Source organism: Pseudarthrobacter sp. NIBRBAC000502770 (assembly GCF_006517815.1).
Classification (GTDB): Bacteria; Actinomycetota; Actinomycetes; order Actinomycetales; family Micrococcaceae; genus Arthrobacter; species Arthrobacter niigatensis.
Genome location: NZ_CP041198.1, coordinates 1101802 through 1124586, shown reverse-complemented (window position 1 = coordinate 1124586; position 22785 = coordinate 1101802). Strand labels below are relative to the sequence as shown.

The window sequence follows — 22785 nt, the reverse complement described above, 5'->3', positions numbered from 1 at the left end:
ACTGGGCCGGGCCCGCACGGGACATGGCGCTGCAGACCAGGAGACAACAGAGCGAAACAGCAGGGGCCGTCCGGGACCCACTTTTCAGTGGGTCCCGGACGGCCCCTGCCTGGCCATTGCGGGGACTTAGTCCAGGTAGTCCCGCAGCACCTGCGACCTGGAGGGGTGCCGCAGCTTGGACATGGTCTTCGATTCGATCTGGCGGATCCGCTCGCGGGTCACGCCGTAGACCTTTCCGATTTCGTCTAAAGTCTTCGGCTGTCCGTCGGTCAGGCCGAAGCGCATGGCAACCACGCCGGCCTCGCGCTCGGAGAGAGTGTCCAGCACCGAGTGCAGCTGCTCCTGCAGGAGGGTGAAGCTCACGGCGTCGGCGGGGACAACGGCCTCGGAGTCCTCGATCAGGTCGCCGAACTCGGAGTCGCCATCCTCGCCCAGCGGGGTGTGCAGCGAGATCGGTTCACGGCCGTACTTCTGGACTTCGACAACCTTTTCAGGGGTCATGTCCAGTTCCAGTGCCAGTTCTTCGGGCGTGGGTTCTCGGCCCAGGTCCTGCAGCATCTGGCGCTGCACACGGGCGAGCTTGTTGATGACCTCGACCATGTGGACCGGAATACGGATGGTGCGGGCCTGGTCCGCCATGGCGCGGGTGATGGCCTGGCGGATCCACCACGTGGCGTACGTGGAGAACTTGAAGCCCTTGGTGTAGTCGAACTTTTCGACAGCGCGGATCAGGCCCAGGTTGCCTTCCTGGATGAGGTCCAGGAACAGCATGCCGCGGCCGGTGTAGCGCTTGGCGAGCGAGACCACCAGGCGGAGGTTGGCCTCGAGCAGGTGGTTCTTGGCGCGCTTGCCGTCGTGGATGATGAATTCGAGTTCGCGCTTGTACTTCGGGTCCATGGATCCGTCGTCCGCGGCGATCTTCTCCTCTGCGAACAGCCCGGCTTCGATCCGCAGTGCCAGGTCCACTTCCTGCTCCGCGTTGAGCAGTGCCACCTTGCCGATCTGCTTCAGGTAGTCCTTGACGGGGTCGGCCGTGGCACCGGCAGACATGACCTGCTGCACCGGGGCGTCGTCGTCGTCCGCGTCGGAGTAGACAAAGCCCTTGCCACTGCCGGCTGCACCCTTGACGGGATCAGCGTCGGCGTCCTCGGGGGCCTCGGTACCGTCGATGACGATGTCGTCGAGGTCTTCCTCGACTTCTTCGACCTCATCCGGGTCGGTGTCACCGGCGGACTTTCCCGCGGCCGCTGCTGCAGCCTTGGCGCCGGGCTTGGGCCCACGCTTCTTGGGCTCGCGCTTGCCGTCCGCTGCAGCCTCGCCTGCCGAAGCCTTGTTGGCAGCACGTGTGGCTGCCCGTTTGGCATTGGTCGCGGCCTGCTTCTCCTCAGGGGACAAGACATCCTGGGCGGCGGAATCCTTCTTCGTGGAAGACGGGGTCACAGAAAACCTTTCTAGCGGTGGTCTGTGGAATCACCATACGGGCAACACCACTATGACCCTGTCAAGTCCGTGATGAAAACCAAGCGCCACCACGGCCGGCAGAGTCACTTAAGACAACTCCCGGAGCGGCTGTAATGTTCCCTTGCGGGGACGCTTACAAGCACTCGGTACACGGACCCAACCGGGTCTCGGCATCCATTGTCTCATGATTTGCCCGGATCCGGCCTCTCCTGCCGCCATCCGTTACTGCTGCCCCCGCATGGTGCCGCTGACAGTGCCGCCGCGCCGGGCGGCCGCGCCCCTTCCATGGGTGGACATCTCCGTGCCGGCAGGATCCCGGCTCCGCTCACTCCCCGGCCGGGACCTCCCGGAACTTCTGCCAGGCCGCGTCTTTCCGCGCAGCCCAGCCGCAAAGGGTTCCCCTGCCCACGAGGTCCTGCAGAAGTTCCGCCAGCCGGTAGCCCGGCTCAAGCTCAAGGGCCTGCCCCAGGTAGGCAGCCGAGTACGAGCCGCGGCCCCGGCACCACGAGACCCAGCCCCGAAGCGTCAGGGCTGCCGCGGCCGCAGGCCCGCCCAAGGCAGCCAACTGCCCAAGGACCCGGTCCAATGCTTCCAGGGCCTCCCAATCGGGAACCTCGGGTGCCATGCCCATGAGGACCTCTCCGTAGCCTGCGGGAACGGATTCGGCGCGTACCCCTGTTCCCCGCGCGGGAAGCGGCACCCGTGGACGGAGCGCCGCGGGCCCTGCCGCAGCGGCCCCTGCCCGGCCTCCCCTCGGCTTCCGGCGCGCACCTGCTGCCGGCGGCAACAGCGGCAACGGCACCACGGAGGCGTCAATGCCGTCGCCGGCCGGGTCCTCGAAGACACCAAAGTGGACGGCCCCGGCCGCCGCGGCGGTCCTGCCGGCGGCTGCCATCACCAGCACGGCATCACGCCAGGTGTGGCAGAGCAGGGTGGCCCTGAGGAAGGCGTCCCGCTCAACGTCCGGGATCCACGGCCCGGACCCGTTCCGCTCCAGCAGCATCTCCCAGAAGTCGAGCACGGCATTGAACTGCTGCCTGCTCCCGGAGCGCCTGCCAAGCGCTTCCTCCCAGCCGGCCTGCGCCTCAAGGACAGCTGCAAGGTGGATGGCGGGGACGGCCGCTGCCGGCCCGCCGCCTGCTGCCGGAGCCGGGCCGACGCTGCTGCCCCTGTACACCATTTCGGTGTACAGCGTGCTGTCCCGGATCTGCTGCACCGGGCGCCCCGGAAGCGGGCAGCATGAAGGATCGGCGCACAGTGCGTCACGCCAGTACTTCTCCCCCACGAACCAGGCGTCCCGGACGGGCATCCCGGCCCGCCCCAGGACTGACTGCACCACCAGGACCAGGCGGTGGTACGCCGATGGCGGAGCCATCATCGCGTCGCTGGTGAAGATGGCCAGCAACGAGCCGTCAGCTTCCTGGTCGGACTCCAGGTAACTCCGGACGGCGCCGGCAAAACCGGCGGGGTCTGCTTGGATACCCGGCCCCGGGAGGTCGAGCCGCAGGGTGGCGCCGAGTCTGGTGCCGTGGAGGGTGATGGCCACCAGGCTGGAGGCAGGCCAGTACCCCAGGGAATGTGGAATGAAACTGAGAATATCTTCCGGTCCGCGGACTGTTAATCGTTCTGAAGCTGTCATGGCTCCAGCCTTTGTCCGGACGCGGCACAGCGTAAGGGAGTCCCGGCCGTATGTGGACAAGTCCGGCCGCCCATGGACCCATGCTGGTCCAGCCCGCATCAAACGCGGCCTGTGCAGGAGCAGTCAGTCGTCGCTGGGCGTTGTCTGGCGGCGGCGCGCCAGGATTTCGCGGCGCTGGCGGGCCAGCGCGCTGCGCAGCGGCGGCACCACGATCCCCTGTGCCGCCATCTGGCGGCGCACCTTCCGCCGTGAGGCGAGGATGGCGGCGGCGCCGAAAGCAAGGACCAGGAACTGGACGCTCAGTGCCAGCCGGAAGGGGTCCAGGCCGTACAGCACCCCCTGGGAGAACCCGGAAGCGTAGAGGACGTCGAGCACCAGGCCGATCAGGAAGATCGACACCAGGGCCGCGATGAAGCCGCCAACGTTGACGATCCCGGTGGCGGTGCCGATCCGGTGCGCGGGGTTGAAGGTCCGGGCGAAGTCGAAGCCGATCATGGACCCCGGGCCGCCAATCGCGAGCACCACCACCAGGCCGGCCAGCAGCCACAGCGGGGCACGGCCCGGCAGCAGCAGCACGGCGGCCCACGCAGCGGCGGTTCCCCCGGCTATCAGCAGCACCATGGTGGAACGGCGCAGCGGGTGCCGCGAAACGAAACGTCCAATGAAGGGGCCCACGGCCATGGCGGCCGCAACGTAGAGCGCCATCAGGGCGGCAACGGTTCCGGCATCCAGGCCCTGCCCGGAGATCAGGAACGGATAGCCCCAGGTCATGGCAAAGACTGTGCCCGAAAACTGGATGGTGAAATGGCTCCACATGCCCAGCCGGGTGCCGGGCTGGCGCCAGGCACGGGCAAGTGATGCCCCGGTGGCCCTGAGCCCCTGCCGGGCGTGCGGCCGTTCGCTGCCCGGCGGCGCGTCCTGCAGCATCAGGACGACAAGTACGACGGCGAGAGCGGACATTCCTGCCAGCATCAGGAAGGCCGGGGTCCATCCGGACAGGTGCAGCACCAGCGCGAAAGGCAGGACACTGAACAGCTGCCCCAGCTGCCCGGACATCCCTGTCAGCTGGGTGACCAAGGGCACGCGGGCGGGGGCGAACCACAGCGGAATGAGCCGGATCACGGAGATAAAGGTCATGGCGTCGCCGGCGCCCACGAGCACGCGGCCCAGGACTCCGCCGGGGATACTTTCGGCAAAGGCGAGCTGCAGCTGTCCGAGTCCCATCAGGACCGCACCGCCGGCGATCATGGCCCGCGATCCAAACCTGTCCACCAGCAGTCCCACGGGGATTTGGAGACCCGCGTAGACCAGCAGCTGCAGGACGGTAAAGAAGGAGATGGCAGAGGCGGTGGCGTGGAACCGCTCGGTCGCCTCCAGGCCCACCACACCAAACGATGTCCGCTGCGCCACGGCCACCAGGTACCCGAAAATTCCAATGGTCCAGATAAGCCAGGCGCGGGGTGCAGTCACTCCTTCATTATGCCCGGCCCGCGGGCGCCCCCGCGGATGCTGTGACGCCGCGCTACTGCCCGGGGTTCTCCCTGGCCAGGTAAGCCTCCACGGCGGCACCGAGGTCGTCGGCGTCGGGAAGCTCGTCGTTTTCGTTGGCCAGGAGCGAGCGCCGCACCATGCCGTCTGCCTTCTCGTCATAGCGGATTTCGAGGCGGGACACCACCTGCTGGACCTCCTCGGAGGCCTCGATCTGCTCGGCGATTTGGCGGCTGACCTCGCGGCCCGATTCGCGGAGCCGGTCGGTAGGCAGCATGAGGGACGCCGCAGCGCCCAGGTATTCCAGGCCGGCGACGGCGGCGGTGGGGTATTCAGCTTCAGCCAGGTAGTGCGGGACGTGGATGACGTACCCGGCGACGTTGCGTCCGGCCTCCACGAGGCGCAGCTCCAGGATATGGCCGACGGCGGCAGGAACTTCGACGGTGGGCTTCCATACCGAAATGCCCTCGATCAGCTCAGGCCGGTTTCCGTGAACCGTCACGCCCACGGGCCGGGTGTGCGGCACGGGCATCGGAATGGAGTGGATCCAGGTGACCAGGTTGACGTCCAGCTTCTCCACGATGTTCACCACGGCACGGGCAAAACGTTCCCACTGCAGGTCCGGTTCGAAGCCGGCCAGGAGGAGGAACGGCTTCCCCAGCCCGTCCACCAGGCGGTAGAGGGCCAGCCGGGGCTCCTGGTAGTCCTCGATGTGGTCCTCAACGAAACTCAGGTGCGGCCGCCGGGACCGGTAGTCAATCAACTGGTCCGCGTCGAAGACCGCGACCGGCTGGGCATCAAGGGAATCCAGCAGTTCCGCATTGATCTGCTTCACCACGTGGCCGGCGTCGGCAAACCCGGTGAAACCCATGACCAGGTTCAACCCCTGCAGGTCGGGGCTGTGGAACAGCTCGATGTTGCTGGCATAGAGCGCGTCGGGGTCCAGCAGGGAGCCGGAAATCCGTTCAAGCACGGCATGTTCCTTTCAGGGGTGCGGGTGGACATCATTCATAACGCTGCACGGGCACCCGGCATTCCTCGGGCCGGTGTGGCGCACCTCTCAGGAAATTCCCATGCTGCGCCGGGGAAGGGCTACGATCGGAACTGGCCTGCCAGCCGGGCCTGAACCCACCCCGTGACCGTCCGGAACGGCCGGATCCGGGCCATTATGGCAGCGCGCCCAACATGCATCCCTGCCCGAACGTTTCGAGAATTGAGGACTCATCCCTGTGGTCAAGAATACTGAAGTCAACCTTAGTACCGTCTCGCGGGACCTGAAGAAGAGCCCCAGCGACGCAGTGGTCATCGGGGTGGGGCAGGGAACTGACGGCCCCGTCCTGCTGGAGAACCCGCTGACGGCAAAGTCCGCAGAGGCACTCGCAGACTCACTTAAGGCACTCGGAGTGACCGGCGCTGCAGACCAGCTGGTCCGCCTGCCGGGCCTGCCCGAGACCGGTGCCGGCATCCTGGTCCTGGCCGGCGTCGGAAAGGTCCCCGCTGCGGGGGCGCTCACAGGTGAGGCACTTCGGAGGGCAGCGGGGTCGGCCGTGCGGCAGCTGGCCGGTTTGGCCACGGTCACCCTGGCATTCCCGACGGCGGGCGTCCAGGACGTGGCGGCGGTCGCCGAGGGTGCCGCGCTGGGCGCCTACTCCTTCACCGAGTTCCGGTCCTCAACGGACGGGCTCAAGGATCCGGTCCGCAACGCGATGATCTTCACCGAACTCGCTGGCAGCGCAGAGCTCGAAGCCGCCCTCAAGCGTGCCGGACTGGTTGCCAGGGCCGTGAACCAGACCCGCTCCCTGGTCAACACGCCGCCCAGCCATCTGTACCCGGAATCCTTCGCAGAGGCAACCAAGGACCTGGCCAAGGGCCTGCCCGTGAAGGTCACCGTGTGGGATGAGAAGCGCCTGGAAAAGGAAGGCTTCGGCGGCATCATGGGCGTGGGCAAGGGCTCCACGCGCCAGCCCCGCCTGGTCAAGGTCGAGTACGCCCCCGCCAAGGCAACCGCAAAGATCGCGCTCGTTGGCAAGGGCATCACGTTCGACACCGGCGGGATCTCGCTCAAGCCGGCCCTGAACATGGGTGACATGAAGAGCGACATGGCAGGCGCCGCCGTCGTCCTCAACACCGTCCTGGCCCTCGCCGGACTGGGCCTGCCGGTTAAGGCCACCGCCTGGCTCTGCATTGCCGAGAACATGCCCGGCGGCGGCGCCTCACGCCCCGCCGACGTCCTGACCATGTACGGCGGCAAGACCGTGGAAGTCCTCAACACCGACGCCGAAGGCCGTCTGGTCATGGCCGACGGCATCGTCGCTGCCAGCCGCGAACTCCCCGACGCCATCATCGACGTGGCCACCCTGACCGGCGCGCAGCTGATCGCACTGGGCAACCGCACCGCCGGCGTCATGGGTTCGGACAGCGTCACCGGTGCGCTCAAGGAGGCGGCGGACCGTGCGGGCGAGCTGGTGTGGCCCATGCCCCTGCCGGAGGAACTGCGCCCCACGCTGGACTCCCAGGTGGCGGACCTGGCCAATATCGGCGAACGGCACGGCGGGATGATGACCGCAGCCGTGTTCCTGCGTGAGTTCGTGGGTAAGGACAAGGCAGGCGAACAGATCCCCTGGGCGCACATCGACATCGCGGGACCGTCCTTTAATAACGGGAGCCCGTACGGCTACACGCACAAGCAGGGCACCGGATGCACTGTCCGGACCCTGGTGGCCTACGTGGAGGACATCCTGGCCGCCGCCTGAGAACGGCTGCAGCCCCCGTGCCACGCGGCCCTGCGGCCAGGTGATTCCTGTGCCACAGAGCCGCGTGACACTGGACACAAGCGCTCCACAAACGCAGTGCCAAGGTGGAGCATGGATAGGTGGTTCGCTAAGGTGAACCACGGTAGTCACAAATGCAAGAGAGTTGCCCTGCTGACATAATCACGGCAGTGCAAGTTCCAAGACCAGATGATGCGCGCTGAACGCGTCATCGTTCACGCGAGGGAGCGTTTTAGTGGCCGATCAGGCAACTGCGCAAGAATTCGACATCCTGGTACTCGGTGGCGGCAGCGGCGGATACGCTGCGGCCCTGCGTGCGGTACAGCTCGGCCTCACCGTCGGCCTCGTGGAGAAGGGCAAGCTGGGCGGCACCTGCCTCCACAACGGCTGCATCCCCACCAAGGCCCTGCTGCACTCTGCAGAGCTCGCCGACCACGCCCGTGACTCCGCCAAGTACGGCGTGAACGTCACCTTGGACAGCATCGACATCAACGCTGTCAACGCGTACAAGGACGGCATCATCGCCGGCAAGTACAAGGGCCTGCAGGGACTCATCAAGTCCAAGGGCATCACCGTCATCGAGGGTGAAGGCAAGCTGCAGGGCACCGACACCGTCGTCGTGAACGGCACCGCCTACAAGGGCAAGAACATCGTCCTGGCAACCGGCTCCTACTCCCGCACCCTGCCCGGCCTGGAAATCGGCGGCAAGGTCATCACGTCGGACCAGGCCCTCACCATGGATTACATCCCCAAGAGCGCCATCATCCTGGGCGGCGGCGTCATCGGCGTCGAGTTCGCCTCGGTCTGGAAGTCGTTCGGCGTGGACGTCACCATCGTCGAAGGCCTCCCCTCCCTCGTTCCCAATGAGGACGCCACGATCGTGAAGAACTTCGAGCGTGCCTTCAAGAAGCGCGGCATCAAGTTCTCCACCGGCGTGTTCTTCCAGGGCGTCGAGCAGAACGACGACGGCGTCAAGGTCACCCTGGTGGACGGCAAGACGTTCGAAGCCGACCTGCTGCTGGTCGCCGTCGGCCGGGGCCCCGTCACCGCGAACCTCGGCTATGAGGAAGCGGGCATCACCATCGACCGCGGCTTCGTCATCACCAACGAGCGCCTCCACACCGGCGTCGGCAACGTCTACGCCGTCGGCGACATCGTCCCCGGCGTTCAGCTGGCACACCGCGGCTACCAGCAGGGCATCTTCGTGGCCGAGGAAATCGCCGGCCTGAAGCCGGTGGTCGTCGAGGACATCAACATCCCCAAGGTCACCTACTCCGAGCCCGAGATCGCCACCGTTGGCTACACCGAGAAGGCTGCCAAGGAGAAGTTCGGCGAAGACCAGGTCCAGACCCAGGAATACAACCTGGCCGGCAACGGCAAGAGCTCCATCCTGGGCACCTCCGGCCTGGTCAAGCTGGTCCGCCAGAAGGACGGCCCCGTCGTCGGCGTCCACATGATCGGTGCCCGCATGGGCGAGCAGGTGGGCGAAGCCCAGCTGATCGTGAACTGGGAAGCCTACCCTGAGGACGTGGCGCAGCTGCTGCACGCCCACCCCACCCAGAACGAAGCCCTTGGCGAAGCCCACCTGGCGCTGGCCGGCAAGCCGCTGCACGGCTAGTTCCCCCAGCATTACCAGGCCCGGTGCACCCGGCCGCGCAGGCCGGGTGCACTAGGCTTCCAACAAGGCAGCAATCATTCGCACTAAAGATCAATAAGGAGAACGGGGACGACATGTCTGAATCCGTTAACTTGCCCGCCCTCGGTGAGAGTGTCACCGAAGGAACCGTCACCCGCTGGCTCAAGCAGGTAGGTGACCGGGTAGAGGTGGACGAGCCGCTGCTCGAAGTCTCCACCGACAAAGTAGACACTGAAATCCCCTCTCCGGTAGCTGGCGTGATTGAAGAAATCCTGGTCGCTGAAGACGAGACCGCCGAGGTCGGCGCACCGCTGGTGCGCATCGGCGACGGCTCTGGCGGCGGTTCCGCCCCGGCCGAAGAAGCTCCCGCTGCCGCTCCGGCACAGGAGGCTCCGGCACAGGAGGCTCCGGCCCAGGAAGCACCCGCTGAAGCAGCACCTGCCCAGGAAGCGCCCGCCCAGGACGCTCCGGCTGCCGGCGGCGAAAGCCATGAAGTGACGCTCCCCGCCCTCGGCGAGAGCGTCACCGAGGGCACCGTCACCCGCTGGCTCAAGGCCGTGGGCGACTCCGTCGAGGTCGACGAGCCCCTGCTCGAGGTCTCCACCGACAAGGTAGACACCGAGATCCCCTCGCCGGTTGCCGGCACGCTGCAGGAAATCCGGGTCAACGAGGACGAGACCGCCGAGGTTGGTTCCGTGCTGGCCGTCATCGGCTCGGGTGCCCCCGCTGCCGCCGCCCCGCAGGCTGCACCCGCGGCTCCCCAGCAGGAAGCCCCCAAGCAGGAAGCCCCCAAGCAGGAAGCTCCCGCTCCGGCCGCAGCACCGGCCCCCGCCGCAGCTCCCGCTCCCGCCCCGCAGGCTGCACCCGCAGCCCAGGAAGCCGCCCCGGCCGCAGGCTCGGAATCCGGCTACGTCACTCCCCTGGTCCGCAAGCTGGCCAACCAGCACGGCGTGGACATCGCTTCACTGTCCGGCACCGGTGTTGGCGGCCGTATCCGCAAGCAGGATGTCATGGCCGCCGCTGAAGCCAAGGCTGCCCCGGCCGCGGCTCCGGCAGCCGCCCCTGCCGCTTCCGCCCCGGCCGCGTCGGCTGCAGCTGCCTCGTCGCTGCGCGGAACCACCCAGAAGGCTCCCCGCATCCGCCAGGTCATCGCCCGCCGCATGCGCGAATCCCTCGAGGTCTCCACCCAGCTCACCCAGGTGCACGAAGTGGACATGACCAAGGTGGCCAAGCTGCGCGCCCGCGCCAAGAACTCGTTCCAGGCCCAGAACGGCGTCAAGCTGACCTTCCTCCCCTTCATCGCCAAGGCAGTGGCCGAGGCCCTCAAGCAGCACCCCAAGCTCAACGCTGCGTACGACGAGGACAAGCAGGAAATCACCTACCACAACGCCGAGCACCTGGCCATCGCCGTCGACACCGACAAGGGCCTGCTGGTTCCGGTCATCGCCGACGCCGGCAACCTGAACCTCGCCGGACTGGCAGGCAAAATTGCGGACGTTGCCTCGCGAACCCGCGACGGAAAGATCGGTCCGGATGAACTGTCCGGTGGCACGTTCAGCATCACCAACATCGGTTCGGTTGGCGCACTGTTCGACACCCCGATCATCAACCAGCCGCAGGTAGGGATCCTGGGTACCGGCGCGATCGTCAAGCGTGCCGTTGTGGTTGCCGACGAAAACGGTGACGACTCGATCGCCATCCGCTCCATGATGTACCTGTCCCTGACGTACGACCACCGCCTGGTGGACGGCGCGGACGCGGGCCGGTTCCTCCAGACGCTGAAGGCACGCCTCGAAGAAGGCGCCTTCGAAGCGGACCTGGGGCTGTAACAGCCAGCCACGAGCAGCGGCGGCGGGTGCCAAACGGTGGGATATCCACCGGAGGCACCCGCCGCCGTCGTTGTTTAATGGGCACCCAGGCGTGGGTGGCCAGCGTGGCTTTGCTACAGGCGGTAGAACTGACTGGCTAAGCTGGAGCCATGACTATCCTCTTTAACATCCTGGTTTTCCTGCACGTCGTGGGCGCGGCCATGATCGTGGGCTACTGGATCGCCACGATGCGGACCCCTACCGTGCACCCGCGCCAGCGTGACGGCGCCTTCCTTCAGCTTCTTACCGGCATCGCCATGATGGGCATCCTTCCGTTCCTGCCGGACAAGGACCCGAACTACGCCAAGCTGGGCATCAAGTTCGTCATTGCCATCGTCGTTGCAGTCCTCGCCATCATCGGCACCCGCAAGGTCAAGAAGGGTGAGCCTGTGTCCACCGGCCTCGCCCACGGCGTAGGCGGCCTGGCCCTGGTCAACATCGCCATCGCCACCATCTGGCAGTAAAGCCCGTCCGGGGACCGGTCATAATCCTCTGAGAGCGGACAATCCGTGCACCGCAGGGGCCGGATCCCTAGGATGGGAAACGGTGGGCCCGGCCGTGCTGCCGGACCCGGACCGAATCGACGTTGAGGAGAGACATGGCTACAACACGCAATGCCCACACCGTATGGACCGGAAGCCTGACCGAAGGCTCGGGCAACACCACCCTGGACAGCTCGGGCCTGGGCACCTTCGATGTCACCTGGAAGGCGCGCACGGAGGCTGCCGGCGGAAAGACCAGCCCGGAAGAGCTGATCGCAGCGGCCCACTCGGCCTGTTTCTCCATGGCCTTCAGCCACGAACTCAGCCAGGCGGGCTTCACTCCGGAAGAGGTCAACACCAAATCGGAGGTCGGCTTCCAGCCCGGAACCGGTATCACCGGCAGCCACCTGACCCTCAGCGCCCGCATCCCCGGCATCTCGGAAGAAGACTTCCAGCGCATTGCCGAGGCCGCCAAGAAGGGTTGCCCGGTGTCCCAGGCCCTGGCCGGCATCGAGATCACCCTCGACGCCACGCTGCAGTCCTAGGTTCCGCACAACGCACAACGCAAAGGCCCTGCCCTTCCGGAAATCCGGAAGGGCAGGGCCTTTGCCGTTGCCGGCCCGGGTTAGCCGTCGTGCCGGCGCGCGGGAAGCGGGGCAGGCTTCAGCTTCCGGTAGCCGGAGCGCGCCGGCGGCCGGTCGGTGGGCAGTTCCTGGATCATTTCCTTCAGCGCCCCGATGCCGTACTCCAGCTGGGGGTCCCGCCCGGCGGCGTAGGCGTGCGGCGGGTAGGTGACCTCGATGTCCGGGTCTACGCCGTAGTTCTCCACGCTCCAGCCCACGCCGCCGCCGAACCAGTTGGCATAGCGGGGCTGGGTGACGCCGGTGCCGTCCGCCAGCGTGAACCGGTTGTCGATGCCGACCACACCGCCCCAGGTGCGCGTTCCGATCACCGGGCCGATGCCGCGGAGCTTTGACACCTGGGTGATGATGTCGCCATCGGACCCGGCGAACTCGTCCGCGAGGATGATCACGGGCCCCCGCGGCGCATGGTGGGGGTAGGTGCGCGGCTTCTCGCCGCGCGGCATGCTCCATCCTGTGACCTTGCGGCCAATGAGCTCGGCAACAAGCTGGGAGGTGTGCCCCCGCGGTTGCGGCGGACATCGACGATCAGGCCATCGAATGCCGTTTCGGTATCCAGGTCCCGGTGGAGCTGGGCCCAGCCGTTGGCCATCATGTCAGGGATGTGCAGGTAGCCGAAGGTTCCGTTGGAAGCCTCGCGGACCGTCCGCCGGTTGCCCGCAACCCATTCCTGGTACCGCAGGCGTTCCTCATCCTTGACAGGCACGACGGCGACCCTCCGCTGGGTGCCCTCAGCGCCGCCGTGTCCGGGGCCGTTGAGGAGGGTGAGCTCCACGGCGCGGCCGGCGGCCCCCACCAGCTGCATGGCAGGGGTGGTGCCTTCGGACAGCGGGACGCCGTCGACGGCCAGGAGGACGTCCCCTGCCCTCGCGCCGACGCCGGGCCTGGTCAGCGGCGACGTCGCCAGCGGGTCAGAGGACTCGCCCGCCAGGATGCGGGTGATCTCCCAGCCGCGGGCGGTGTGTACGAGGTCGGCGCCGAGCCGGCCTTGTCCACGGCTGCCGCGTTCGGTGACGGCTGCAGGGCGCACGTAGGCGTGGGAAGTTCCCAGTTCGCCGTGCAGTTCCCACAGGAGGTCCACGAGGTCGTCATGCGAGCCGAGCCGTTCCACCAGCGGCCGGTACCGGGCGTGGATGGATTCCCAGTCCTGGCCGGCCATGTCCTCGGCCCAGAAGAAGTCGCGCTGCAGGCGCCAGGCCTCGTCAAATGCCTGTCCCCAAACGCTGAGCGGGTCCATCAGGACGCGGATCCTGCCCAGGTCCACCTTGACCAGCTTTCCGGATTCCTCGTCCGTCTTGGCGTCCGACGGAACAACAGTCACCTGCTTATCGGCGACCGCCACCACTTTGCTGCGGTCACCCGAGAGCCGGTAGCTGTCCACGGCATCCACCAGGGTGGTCTGCTTGCGCCGGGCGATGTCATACCGGACCAGGCTGGGACGGGCGTCCTTGTCCTCCTGGCTGGCTTTCCCGTCGCCGGTCACGCCCGCCAGGACGGAGTCGAGCCAGAGGAGCGCGCCGTCAACGGCCTTCAATGAGCTGTAGTTGCCCTGCGGCACGGGAACGCCGATCACGCGGTGGGCAAGGCCCTCCGGATCGACAGTGACGGCGGGCACCGCACCGTCCGCGGCACCGTCCGCGGCTTCTGCGTCCGGCTCCCGGCCCGCGGGATCAACCGAAGGGCCAAAGGGCGACGGCGTCCCGGCAGCAAGCGCCACCAGGTACGGCTTGATGGGGCTGGGGAAGGAGAGGTCGAACGAGTGCCCGTCGTACACGGGGTCGAAGCTGCGGTTGGACAGGAACGCAAGGAATTTCCCGTCCGGGGTGAAGGCCGGGGAAGCGTCGCGGAAGCGGCCGTCGGTAACCTCCACGGGTTCCGCGTCGAGCCGGTCCACGGTGGCCAGGCGCAGCCGGCTGCGCGAACCGAAGGAGGTGACGGGCTCGGACCAGACCAGCCAGCGCGAATCCGCCGACCACCCCAGTTCGGAGATGCTGCCCTCCCCGATGCTGGCTACCGGTGTGAGGTCTCCGGTGCGGGTGTCCACCACGAAGACATCACCAAAGGAGGTTCCAAGGGCAACCCACCGGCCGTCGGGGCTCGGCTCCAGGGAACTGGCCCGGGACGGCGTCGGCACGGTGACACCGGCGTCCGCCGCCGGAGCCTGGGCTTCGGTGCCGGGGGCATCGGCCTGGGGCGCCACATCCGCCTGCTGCTCGTCATCGGTGGACGCGTGGGCCGTTGTTGCCGCCGGCACTTTGGCGCCGGACGCCGGGACAGGCTGGGGCAGGCTGACCGCCTCCGCTTCATCCTCAACGGGTGCTGCTGCCCCGGCGCGGGCATCCTGGGCCTGGGTGCCCGGATTTCCAGCGGTGTGCGGAACAGGTGCGGCGATGTCCTTGATATGCAGTGCTTCGACGCCGCCACGGTCGGCGATGTAGGCAATGCGTCCGTCTCCCAGCGGCCGCGGCAGCCGGCCGCGGACACCCGGGGTGGCCTCGATGATGCGTGACGGGCCGTCCTTGTGCCGCAGCCAGTGGATGGTGCCGTGGGATTCGACGGCGCTGGCGGCGCCCGCCACATCCGGTGCCACCGCACCGAGGTGCTTGACGGCGTCGAGCAGTGCGGGGCGCCTCGTCTGGCTGGCGGATCCGAGGCTAATGTCCAGTTTCACTGCGTCCGAGCCAAGGTCGTGGAGGACCCAAAGTTCGCCGGCCGATTCAAAGATGACCCGTTTGCCGTCGGTGGCCGCGTGCCGGACATAGAAGTCCTGATGGTCGGTGTGCCTGCGCAGGTCCTTACCGCTGGGCAGGACCGAGTACAGGTTGCCGTAGCCCTCATGGTCGGACAGGAAGGCGATCCGGCCGTCCACCCAGAGGGGGTCGGCGAGGTTGCCGTCAAGGTCCGGGAGGAGGCGTTCGAATTCGCCGTTGCCGTCGCGGTCGATCCACAGCTTCCCAGCAGTTCCACCCCGGTACCGCTTCCACCATGCAGGTTCGCGGGAGAGAACACTGGCCAGGACCACGGGGCGTTCATCGCCGACTTCGGGGCCGAAGGCAACGGACTCGACAGGGCCATAGGGCAGCTCCTGGGCCCAGCCGCCGTCGAGCGGGACGCTGTAGGCGTGGGTATGCCGGCTTTCGGCCTGGCGGAACGCGCTGGTGACCACCACGGAACCGCCCGTGGTGAATCCCTTGACCTTGGTGGTGCTGTGGCCGAAATACGTGAGCTGCCGGTACCCGCCGCCGTCCACCTGTGCAGAAACTACCTCCGGCGCCGTTCCCTGGACTACGGTCCACACCAGGCGCTTGCCGTCAGGGGTAAAACGCGGGTTGCGGGCAGGGAGCTGGAGGGAGGAGACACGCCAAGCGCGGCCGCCGTCCAGGGGCGCGATCCACACGTCGTCCTCGGCCACGAAAGTGACCAGATCACCGTGCAGATGCGGGAAACGGAAGTAGCTGGAAGAGGTCATCGTTCGATCATAGCCATCCCCTCCCCTGCCCCGCGGGAGATACACAACCCGTGCTGCCGTGGTGAGATGGACCATGCATATCGTCATGGCCGGCGCCTCCGGGCTCATCGGCACCTCCATGTCCGCAGCCTTCCGCCGTGCCGGCCACTCTGTGGTGACACTGGTCCGCAGGCCCCCGGCCAATGCCGGCGAAGTTCGCTGGGATCCGGCGGCCGGGGTCCTGGATCCCGCGGTGTTGTCCGGCGCGGACGCAGTGGTCAACCTTTCCGGCGCCGGCATCGGCGACCGGCCGTGGACCCGGCACCGCGTGGAGGAACTGTTCAGTTCCCGGCTGGGACCCACCAGGACCCTGGTGCAGGCTATGGCACGGTCCGACGCTCCACCCGCAGCCTTCATCAGCCAGTCCGGTTCGGGCTACTACGGTGACGCGGGCAACACCGTCCTCCGGGAAGATGCAGCGGCAGGCGAGGGGACACTCGCGCAAATCTGCATTGAGTGGGAGCAGGCCGCGCTGATGGCGCCGGCGGGCGTGCGGGTGGTGACGCCGCGGACCGGAGTGGTGTTCAGCCAGTCCGGCGGGGCGTTGGGCAAGCTGCTCCCGCTGCTGCGCCTGGGGGTGGGCGGCCCGTTTGGCAACGGCAGGCAATTCTGGCCTTGGGTAACGCTTCCCGACGTTTCGGCCGCATTCCTGTTCCTGTTGGCCTCCCCGGTCTCCGGGCCGGTCAATGTGGCCGCCCCTGAACAGGCGGATGTGAACAACATCGTGGCGGCCCTGGCCAGGGCCCTGCACCGGCCGGCGTTGCTGCGGGTCCCCGCCCCCGTGCTGCGCACCGTGATGCCCGGCCTGGGTGAGGAGCTCCTGCTGTACAGCCAGCGGATGGAGCCGGCCGTCCTGGCAGCTGCCGGGTTCCAGTGGCAGCACGGGCACCTGGCAGATGCAGCCCAATGGGTGGCGGGAAAGGCCGGCGCGGTCCAGCGGGGCTAGGCAGTGGGGCGACCCGGCAATGCTGGATGCCAGGGTTCCCCGGGCTGTTCACTAAGGCTGTTCACTGGCCGGGCAGGATGTCGCTGACCCGCCACCGGCCATCGACGGACACCAGGACCAGCCGCAGCGGCTGCGGCCGGCTCGCGGGCCCCGTGGCCAGCACGGTGTCATCCGGGTCCAACACCTGGTACCCGGACGAAGTGGAGACGGCCCGCACCACCGCGTGGACGCCGGTGGCCCCGTCCTCGACAGTCAACCCCGAGAGCGTGGTGCTGAATCCGGCGAGCCGCCGGCCCGCGGCGACCTGGCTGGAGATCCTCTGGTCAGCCGCAGCCGCGGCCGACCCGGGGGCGTTCACGTCCGCCAGAAGTTCCATTCCACCGCTGCTGAAGGCGTAGTCGCGAACCGCCGCCAGCCCCTGCGCGGCTGTTACGGGATCAGCTGCCCCTGCCTGCTCCCGCGCCACGTCCAGGGGCACGGCCTCCCGGCCACCGCCACCTGTTGCGGCCGGGGACGCACCTGGTGGGACCGGACCGTGCGCAGAATTACCGGGCCACATGCCGTGCCCGGCAGACGCTGACAGCCACCACAGCACTGCGGCAGCCGCGGCAACGAGCGGCAGCACGGAACGGCGTAGAAGCCGCAGCACCTGGCCACCGGCGGGGCCCACCGCGTGCTTTCCCCTGGCCGGCGGGGTTGTAGTTGTTGCCGCGCCCGGCCACGCGGACCACCGGGAGGCCTCCGCCCGGCGGCGGAGCCCCTGGATTTTCTCCCGGAGTCCGCTGCCCCGCGACACAGGGGGAACGTGGCGGCGGGTCAGCAGCTCCGGCAGGACGCTGGGGTGAACGGCGCCGGAGAGGTCCACGGGTTGTGGTTCAGCACTGCGGTACACGGCAGTGGCCAGCGCCAGCGCGTCAGGTCGCAGCCTCCGCTCATCGTTCAGTCCTGCTTCCAGGGCGGCTGCCAAGTCTTTGGGAACGCCGGGAACCAGCAGGGACAGCGGAGGCCGGTCGGCGGTCCGTCCCGGCGGATCACCCGTCAGGCAATACCAGCCCAGGGCGGCCACCGAGTACACGTCGCGTTCCGGCTGCAGGCCGGCGCGGACGGCGTCCACCGGGGACGGATCCACGAATCCTCCGGTTCCGGAGGCCCCCGCACGGCCGGGATCGCCCAGCATCCGGGCAATTCCGAGGTCCGACAGCACCGGTTTTCCCTGCCCGGTGAACAGGACATTTCCCGGGGACACATCCGAGTGCGTGAAGCCCTTGGCATGCAGGTAGGCCAGGGCCTGGGCTATAGGCGTGAGCACCGTGACCGTTTCCCCCACGCTGATCCTGCCCCGGGAAGCGACCAGCTGGGCCAGCGAACCGCCGGCAGCATAGTCCATGGTCAGGGCCGCACCGCTGCCGGGTTCGGTGCCCTGCACCGCCCCGTGGGCCTTGACCAGGTGCTGGTGGTCCAGGACTGACAGGATGCGGATCTCCCGCCGCACTTCCTCCTGGGTGATTCCCGGACTGCTGCCCGCGCCGCTGCCGCCGGCGCGGAAGCACTTCAATGCGTATTCCTGTCCGGTCCGGCGCTCCCGTACCAGCCACACATCCGCGCTGCCGCCCCGCCCCAGCAGCCTGCCGACGTCGTACCCCGGTACTTCGGGTGCCTGTGCATCGTCCATGGTCCATGTCTAGCCGACTTCCGGCCGCGCCGCAGAAGTTATCCACAGCCTCCGGCGGCCGTGGTCACATTGAGTCCCGCCGGTGAGCTTGGACACTAAACCGGGCCGGTGCGGCTGCGGGGTCTAAGCTGGATGCCATGACTCTTGAGTTTTCACAGCTGGGTCTTGCCCCCGACTTCGTTGACTACATGGAAGGCTGGGATGCCCAGCGCGAACTCCATGACAAAGTTGTCGCGGGAAGTGCGCCCAGCACAGTCCTTCTGTTGGAGCACGCCGCTGTCTATACGGCCGGCAAGCTTACCGAGGACCACGAGCGGCCCTTTGACGGTACGCCGGTCGTCGCGGTGGACCGCGGCGGCAAACTTACGTGGCACGGCCCGGGCCAACTGGTTGCCTACCCCATCCTGAAGCTCAAGAACCGCTCCGGAATCAGGGACTACGTGGAGCGCCTTGAAGCGATCATGATCGCCGTCATGGCGGACTACGGCATCAACGCAGAACGCATCAAAGGCCGCGCGGGCGTATGGATCAAGGCCGATTCAAAAGGCCCCGACCGCAAGATCGCTGCGATCGGCATCCGTGTCCTGAACGGCGTGACCATGCACGGCGTCGCCATTAACTGCAGCAACGACCTTGCGCCCTACGGCCAGATCATAGCCTGCGGCATCACCGACGCCGGAGTGACCACCATGTCCCTTGAAACGGGCAGGGAAATCCACCCCGCGGACATCGCGGAGCGGTTCGTGGAGGAATTCCGCAAGCATGAAGAAGTATTGGTTTCGAGCCCTGAAGGAGCTCTACTGTGACATTGGCACCTGAAGGCCGGAAGATGCTGCGGATCGAGCAGCGCAACGCTGCGGTCCCGGTGGAACGCAAGCCGGAGTGGATCAAGGCCAAGGTCCAGATGGGCCCCGAGTTCGTCGGGCTGAAGAACCTCGTCAAAAAAGAAGGCCTGCACACCGTCTGCGAAGAAGCCGGCTGCCCCAACATCTTCGAATGCTGGGAAGACAAGGAAGCGACCTTCCTCATCGGCGGCTCCGAATGCACCCGCCGCTGCGACTTCTGCCAGATCGACACCGGCAAACCCTCCCCCGTGGACATGTTCGAACCCACCAAGGTGGCCCGCTCCGTCCACTCCATGCAGCTGCGCTACGCCACCGTCACCGGCGTGGCCCGCGACGACCTCGAAGACGAAGGCGTCTGGCTCTACGCCGAAACCGTCCGCAAGATCCACGAACTGAACCCCGGCACCGGCGTCGAACTGCTCATCCCCGACTTCTCCGGCAACCCCGACCACATCAAGGCGATCTGCGACTCCGCCCCCGAAGTCTTCGCCCACAACGTCGAAACCGTCCCCCGGATCTTCAAACGGATCCGCCCCGCGTTCCGCTACGAACGCTCCCTGGACGTCATCACCCAGGGCCGGAACCTGGGCATGGTCACCAAATCCAACCTCATCCTGGGCATGGGCGAAACCCGCGAAGAAATCAGCGAAGCCCTCCGCGACCTCCACCAGGCCGGCTGCGACCTGATCACCATCACCCAGTACCTCCGCCCCTCCGAACGGCACCTGCCCGTGGACCGCTGGGTCAAACCCCAGGAATTCGTGGACCTCCAGCACGAAGCCGAAGAAATCGGCTTCCTCGGCGTCATGTCCGGACCCCTGGTCCGCTCCTCCTACCGCGCCGGCCGCCTCTGGGCCACCGCCATGCGCAAAAAAGGCCGCGACATCCCCGCCGAACTCGCCCACATCGCAGAAGGCATCCAGGACTCCGGCACCACCCGCCAGGAAGCCGCCACCCTCCTCGCCGCACACTCGTGACCTCTCCTTTATGAAGTGGCATAGGGCCGGGCTCTGGAAGAATCCAGCGTCCGGCCCTTTGGTTTAAGTCACGTAGAATTGAGGCACTATGGCGAAATCCCCTGACTCCAGCAACTCCACCCCGGCGGGCTCCAGCGCGGTGAAGCGCGGCCTGTTCACGCGCAAGCCCAAGGAAGCGAAGGCCAAGAAGCCCAGCAGGCTCAAGCAGATCGGCGAGGTCTTCACCATGACCCGCCGCCACGATCCCATGGTTCCGTGGCTGATGCTTTTGGTGTTCCTCGGCGTCGTGGCCGTGAGCTTCCTGGTGGGTTTCTGGCTGGACAACTGGATCACGGGCTTGATCATCGGGATCCCGCTCGGCCTGCTGGCCGCTACGTTCATCCTGTCCCGCCGGGCCGAGCGTGCTGCGTTCGCGCAGATCGAAAACCAGCCCGGCGCTTCGGGCGCTGCCCTGGGGACGCTGCGCCGCGGCTGGATCACCGAAGACCAGCCCGTTGCCGTTAACCCGCGCACGCAGGATGCCGTGTTCCGCGCCGTAGGCCGTCCCGGCGTCGTCCTTGTCAGCGAAGGCCCCACCCACCGGGTGAAGCCCCTGCTCGATGCCGAGCGCAAGCGCCTTGCCCGCATCCTCCCCAACGTTCCGGTCCACACCATCCAGACCGGCCGCGGCGAAGGCCAGGTACCGCTGAGCCAGGTGGCCAAGCAGATGGGCAAGATGAAGAACGAACTGACCAAGCTCGAAGTGAGCACGGTCTCCAAGCGCATCGCGTCCATGGGTACCAGGCTTCCCATTCCCAAAGGCATTGACCCGTACAAAGCCCGTCCCAACCGCGGACGCTAGCTGGTAGAACGCCCCGGTACCGGCCCTGCCGGTGGCCGGGGCGTTTTTTTGCGCCCTCCCCGCCGCACGCAGGGCTTCCGCTTTCTGCGCCTCCGCTGATCACACCACGACAGGACATGACCATGCCCCTCAGGACAACGATGATCCGCGCCTTCCGCATCCTCGCCGTGGCCGAGGCCTGCAGCTGGGCAGCACTCCTTGCCGGCATGTACTTCAAATGGATTGCCGGCACCACGGAACTCGGCGTCCAGGTGGCGGGCCCCATCCACGGCGCCCTCTTCATCGGCTACGGGGTTGCCGCGCTCATGCTGTGGCGCGTGCAGCGCTGGCCGTTCCGGGTGGCAGCGCTGGCCGGGTTCTCGGCAATTTTTCCGTTCGCTACCCTGTTGTTCGAACGCTGGGCCGGGCGCCGCAGGTACCTCACCGCAGTCGAAGCAGCGGACGCCGCCACGGCCCTCGAATCAAGCCGCGCCTAACGAATGGGACACCGCTGTGGAATCCGTTGAGCAGGGACTGACGGCACAGCCGTCCGACGCGGCGGAGGTGCGGGCCGCCGGTCACCCGCGGCGCAAGCGTACGGTGGCCGTTCTCTCCCTGCTGGGAGCAACGCTGTTCTGGGCCGGCAATTATGTGGTGGGTGCGGACGCCGTCCACAGCATCGACCCCCTCAGCCTGGTCTTCCTGCGGTGGGCCATTGCGCTGGTGCCGCTGCTGCTGATCGCCCAGCTGGTGGAGCGGCCGTCGTGGCGGGCGGTTCTGGCTGCGTGGCCATGGCTGCTGGCGCTCAGCGTGTGCGGGCTGCTCGGCTACAACCTCCTCCTGTACTTCGCCCTGGAACATACCGATGCGTTCAACGCCTCACTGATCAACGCCTTCAACCCGGCACTGATCACGCTGGCGGCGGCGGTGTTCCTGCGCGAACGGCTAACTCCCCTGGCTGTGGCCGGCGTCGTGACGGCGCTGGCGGGCGTCCTCATCGTCATCAGCGGAGGGGACGTGGGCCGGCTGGCCACTGCCGGTTTTGGCACCGGGGAAGTCTTGATGGTGGGTGCAGTGGTGGTGTGGACGGCCTACACGGTCGTCGGCCGCCTGGCACCGAAGGTCCCGCCGATTACGGCCACGGCCGTCCAGGCAGCCGTGGCCGTGGCCCTGCTGGCGCCCGTCCACCTCGCCAGGGGCGGCCTGGCCCTCCCCGCCACAGACAGTGGATGGGCGTCCTTGCTCTTCATCGCGTTCTTTCCGTCGGTACTGTCCTACGTGCTGTGGAACCGCGCACTGACGGTCCTGCCGGCGGGAGGAGCAGGGGTGTTCCTCAACCTGATCACCGTCTTCACCGCCGTCCTGACCATGCTCGCCGGCTCCGTGCATACGGCCGCGCAGTTTGTGGGTGGCGCCATTGTGGTTGGCGGTGTGGTCCTCACGAACGCGCCGGCATTCCGGCGGCAGCAACGCGGGAGGCAACTGCCCCGCCGCTAGAACGCCGATACCTGCCGGCGGGTGGGGATCAGCGCCGGATGAGAAGCGTATTCAAGGCCTTGTCGTGCAGGCCGCGCTGGTCCGGGTCGAAAATGACGGCGGGGATGACCAGGCAGAGGAGCACTGCCCTCACCAGGCCGGCCAACGGCCCGGGAGTGCCGCCGCCCGGCTTGATCACGGCTATGCCCATGATGCGGTGGCCGATGCTGTATCCGAGGGTTCCCACCAGCAGGGTCTGTTCGATGGCGAAGACGGCCAGGGTGGCCCAGGAATCGCCACCAAAGGCAAAGTTGCTGATGAGCAGGGCGATACCCCAGTCGATCATGATCGCAGCGATCCTCCGCCCTGCCCGGGCAATGGACCCGGGACCTGACTCCGGCAGACCCAGGCGCTCCCCCGGATATTTGGAGATGCCGGAAGTGTCCGGTCCGGTGAGCCAGGAGCCTATGTCTTTGCGATCAACCACCGTCCAAGTTTACCGATCCGCGCGCCGGCGGCGCGCCCACACTGTGGATAGGGCTCGACCACAGTGTG

The 22785-nt window shown here is 67.3% G+C and carries 19 protein-coding genes; 11 read left to right on the top strand and 8 right to left on the bottom strand.

All coding sequences use genetic code 11. The features are described from left to right. Positions 1–126 precede the first annotated feature (126 nt). The 4 genes from NIBR502770_RS05435 to NIBR502770_RS05420 form a co-directional block, all read right to left on the bottom strand. Positions 127–1440, bottom strand: a complete 1314-nt coding sequence (locus NIBR502770_RS05435; protein ID WP_141181265.1) for an RNA polymerase sigma factor — start codon at positions 1438–1440, stop codon at positions 127–129. A gap of 346 nt (positions 1441–1786) precedes the next feature. Then, positions 1787–3100 carry a DUF4192 family protein gene (locus tag NIBR502770_RS05430; RefSeq protein ID WP_141181264.1) on the bottom strand — a complete coding sequence of 438 codons (1314 nt, stop codon included), beginning with the start codon at positions 3098–3100 and terminating at the stop codon, positions 1787–1789. A 123-nt stretch (positions 3101–3223) separates the two neighbouring features. Next, on the bottom strand, positions 3224–4570 hold the full coding sequence (locus NIBR502770_RS05425; protein ID WP_141160812.1) for a nitrate/nitrite transporter: 1347 nt from the start codon (positions 4568–4570) through the stop codon (positions 3224–3226). 52 nt (positions 4571–4622) lie between these two features. Then, positions 4623–5561 (bottom strand): proteasome assembly chaperone family protein, encoded by a 939-nt coding sequence (locus tag NIBR502770_RS05420; protein ID WP_141181263.1) that lies wholly within the window; start codon positions 5559–5561, stop codon positions 4623–4625. Between the two features lie 256 nt (positions 5562–5817). Between NIBR502770_RS05420 and NIBR502770_RS05415 the strand changes: the two genes are divergently transcribed. The 5 genes from NIBR502770_RS05415 to NIBR502770_RS05395 all read left to right on the top strand — a co-directional run bounded on the left by NIBR502770_RS05415 (position 5818) and on the right by NIBR502770_RS05395 (position 11890). After that, complete coding sequence (locus NIBR502770_RS05415; RefSeq protein WP_141181262.1) at positions 5818–7341, top strand: leucyl aminopeptidase; 1524 nt, start codon at positions 5818–5820, stop codon at positions 7339–7341. 253 nt (positions 7342–7594) lie between these two features. Further along, positions 7595–8977: a dihydrolipoyl dehydrogenase gene (gene lpdA / locus NIBR502770_RS05410; protein WP_141181261.1), complete on the top strand. Its 1383-nt coding sequence runs from the start codon at positions 7595–7597 to the stop codon at positions 8975–8977. A gap of 113 nt (positions 8978–9090) precedes the next feature. Next, positions 9091–10824, top strand: coding sequence for a 2-oxoglutarate dehydrogenase, E2 component, dihydrolipoamide succinyltransferase (gene sucB, locus NIBR502770_RS05405; protein ID WP_141181260.1), 1734 nt, complete (start codon positions 9091–9093; stop codon positions 10822–10824). A 149-nt stretch (positions 10825–10973) separates the two neighbouring features. Further along, positions 10974–11327: a hypothetical protein gene (locus tag NIBR502770_RS05400; protein ID WP_141160817.1), complete on the top strand. Its 354-nt coding sequence runs from the start codon at positions 10974–10976 to the stop codon at positions 11325–11327. Positions 11328–11461: 134 nt separating this feature from the next. Next, positions 11462–11890 (top strand): OsmC family protein, encoded by a 429-nt coding sequence (locus NIBR502770_RS05395; protein ID WP_141181259.1) that lies wholly within the window; start codon positions 11462–11464, stop codon positions 11888–11890. Positions 11891–11970: 80 nt separating this feature from the next. Here NIBR502770_RS05395 and NIBR502770_RS21780 read toward each other — a convergent pair whose 3' ends face one another. Together NIBR502770_RS21780 and NIBR502770_RS21635 are read right to left on the bottom strand one after the other, a co-directional pair. Beyond that, positions 11971–12432 carry a S41 family peptidase gene (locus NIBR502770_RS21780; protein WP_371416491.1) on the bottom strand — a complete coding sequence of 154 codons (462 nt, stop codon included), beginning with the start codon at positions 12430–12432 and terminating at the stop codon, positions 11971–11973. Continuing rightward, the gene (locus NIBR502770_RS21635) at positions 12375–15455 is read right to left on the bottom strand and encodes a PDZ domain-containing protein (protein ID WP_371416490.1); all 3081 of its coding nucleotides are present in this window, start codon (positions 15453–15455) and stop codon (positions 12375–12377) included. The genes NIBR502770_RS21780 and NIBR502770_RS21635 overlap by 58 nt, the downstream gene beginning before the upstream one ends. Before the next feature lie 73 nt (positions 15456–15528). Between NIBR502770_RS21635 and NIBR502770_RS05385 the strand changes: the two genes are divergently transcribed. After that, entirely contained in the window at positions 15529–16440 is a 912-nt protein-coding gene (locus NIBR502770_RS05385) for a TIGR01777 family oxidoreductase (protein WP_141181258.1), read from the top strand. Between the two features lie 61 nt (positions 16441–16501). Here NIBR502770_RS05385 and NIBR502770_RS05380 read toward each other — a convergent pair whose 3' ends face one another. Beyond that, on the bottom strand, positions 16502–18112 hold the full coding sequence (locus tag NIBR502770_RS05380; RefSeq protein ID WP_141181257.1) for a serine/threonine-protein kinase: 1611 nt from the start codon (positions 18110–18112) through the stop codon (positions 16502–16504). 128 nt (positions 18113–18240) lie between these two features. On the opposite strand from NIBR502770_RS05380, the gene lipB reads away from it, so the two are divergent. From lipB to NIBR502770_RS05355, 5 genes are all read left to right on the top strand, one after another. After that, positions 18241–18918 carry a lipoyl(octanoyl) transferase LipB gene (lipB, locus tag NIBR502770_RS05375; protein ID WP_256371929.1) on the top strand — a complete coding sequence of 226 codons (678 nt, stop codon included), beginning with the start codon at positions 18241–18243 and terminating at the stop codon, positions 18916–18918. Further along, positions 18915–19934, top strand: a complete 1020-nt coding sequence (lipA, locus tag NIBR502770_RS05370) for a lipoyl synthase (RefSeq protein WP_141181255.1) — start codon at positions 18915–18917, stop codon at positions 19932–19934. The genes lipB and lipA overlap by 4 nt, the downstream gene beginning before the upstream one ends. A gap of 88 nt (positions 19935–20022) precedes the next feature. After that, positions 20023–20775, top strand: a complete 753-nt coding sequence (locus tag NIBR502770_RS05365; RefSeq protein ID WP_141181254.1) for a DUF4191 domain-containing protein — start codon at positions 20023–20025, stop codon at positions 20773–20775. A gap of 122 nt (positions 20776–20897) precedes the next feature. Beyond that, on the top strand, positions 20898–21251 hold the full coding sequence (locus NIBR502770_RS05360; RefSeq protein WP_141160825.1) for a DUF3817 domain-containing protein: 354 nt from the start codon (positions 20898–20900) through the stop codon (positions 21249–21251). 16 nt (positions 21252–21267) lie between these two features. Further along, on the top strand, positions 21268–22251 hold the full coding sequence (locus NIBR502770_RS05355) for a DMT family transporter (RefSeq protein ID WP_371416489.1): 984 nt from the start codon (positions 21268–21270) through the stop codon (positions 22249–22251). A gap of 28 nt (positions 22252–22279) precedes the next feature. On the opposite strand, the gene NIBR502770_RS05350 is transcribed toward NIBR502770_RS05355, so the two are convergent. After that, positions 22280–22717, bottom strand: a complete 438-nt coding sequence (locus NIBR502770_RS05350; protein WP_141181253.1) for an RDD family protein — start codon at positions 22715–22717, stop codon at positions 22280–22282. Between the last annotated feature and the right edge of the window lie 68 nt (positions 22718–22785).

Excerpts from the sequence above, each read along its gene's own strand:
- NIBR502770_RS05430 (WP_141181264.1), bottom strand. The coding sequence starts at position 3,100 with ATGACAGCTTCAGAACGATTAACAGTCCGCGGACCGGAAGATATTCTC.
- sucB (WP_141181260.1), top strand. The coding sequence starts at position 9,091 with ATGTCTGAATCCGTTAACTTGCCCGCCCTCGGTGAGAGTGTCACCGAA.
- NIBR502770_RS05400 (WP_141160817.1), top strand. The coding sequence starts at position 10,974 with ATGACTATCCTCTTTAACATCCTGGTTTTCCTGCACGTCGTGGGCGCG.
- NIBR502770_RS05395 (WP_141181259.1), top strand. The coding sequence starts at position 11,462 with ATGGCTACAACACGCAATGCCCACACCGTATGGACCGGAAGCCTGACC.
- NIBR502770_RS21780 (WP_371416491.1), bottom strand. The coding sequence starts at position 12,432 with ATGCCGCGCGGCGAGAAGCCGCGCACCTACCCCCACCATGCGCCGCGG.
- NIBR502770_RS21635 (WP_371416490.1), bottom strand. The coding sequence starts at position 15,455 with ATGACCTCTTCCAGCTACTTCCGTTTCCCGCATCTGCACGGTGATCTG.
- NIBR502770_RS05385 (WP_141181258.1), top strand. The coding sequence starts at position 15,529 with ATGCATATCGTCATGGCCGGCGCCTCCGGGCTCATCGGCACCTCCATG.
- NIBR502770_RS05380 (WP_141181257.1), bottom strand. The coding sequence starts at position 18,112 with ATGGACGATGCACAGGCACCCGAAGTACCGGGGTACGACGTCGGCAGG.
- NIBR502770_RS05365 (WP_141181254.1), top strand. The coding sequence starts at position 20,023 with ATGGCGAAATCCCCTGACTCCAGCAACTCCACCCCGGCGGGCTCCAGC.
- NIBR502770_RS05360 (WP_141160825.1), top strand. The coding sequence starts at position 20,898 with ATGCCCCTCAGGACAACGATGATCCGCGCCTTCCGCATCCTCGCCGTG.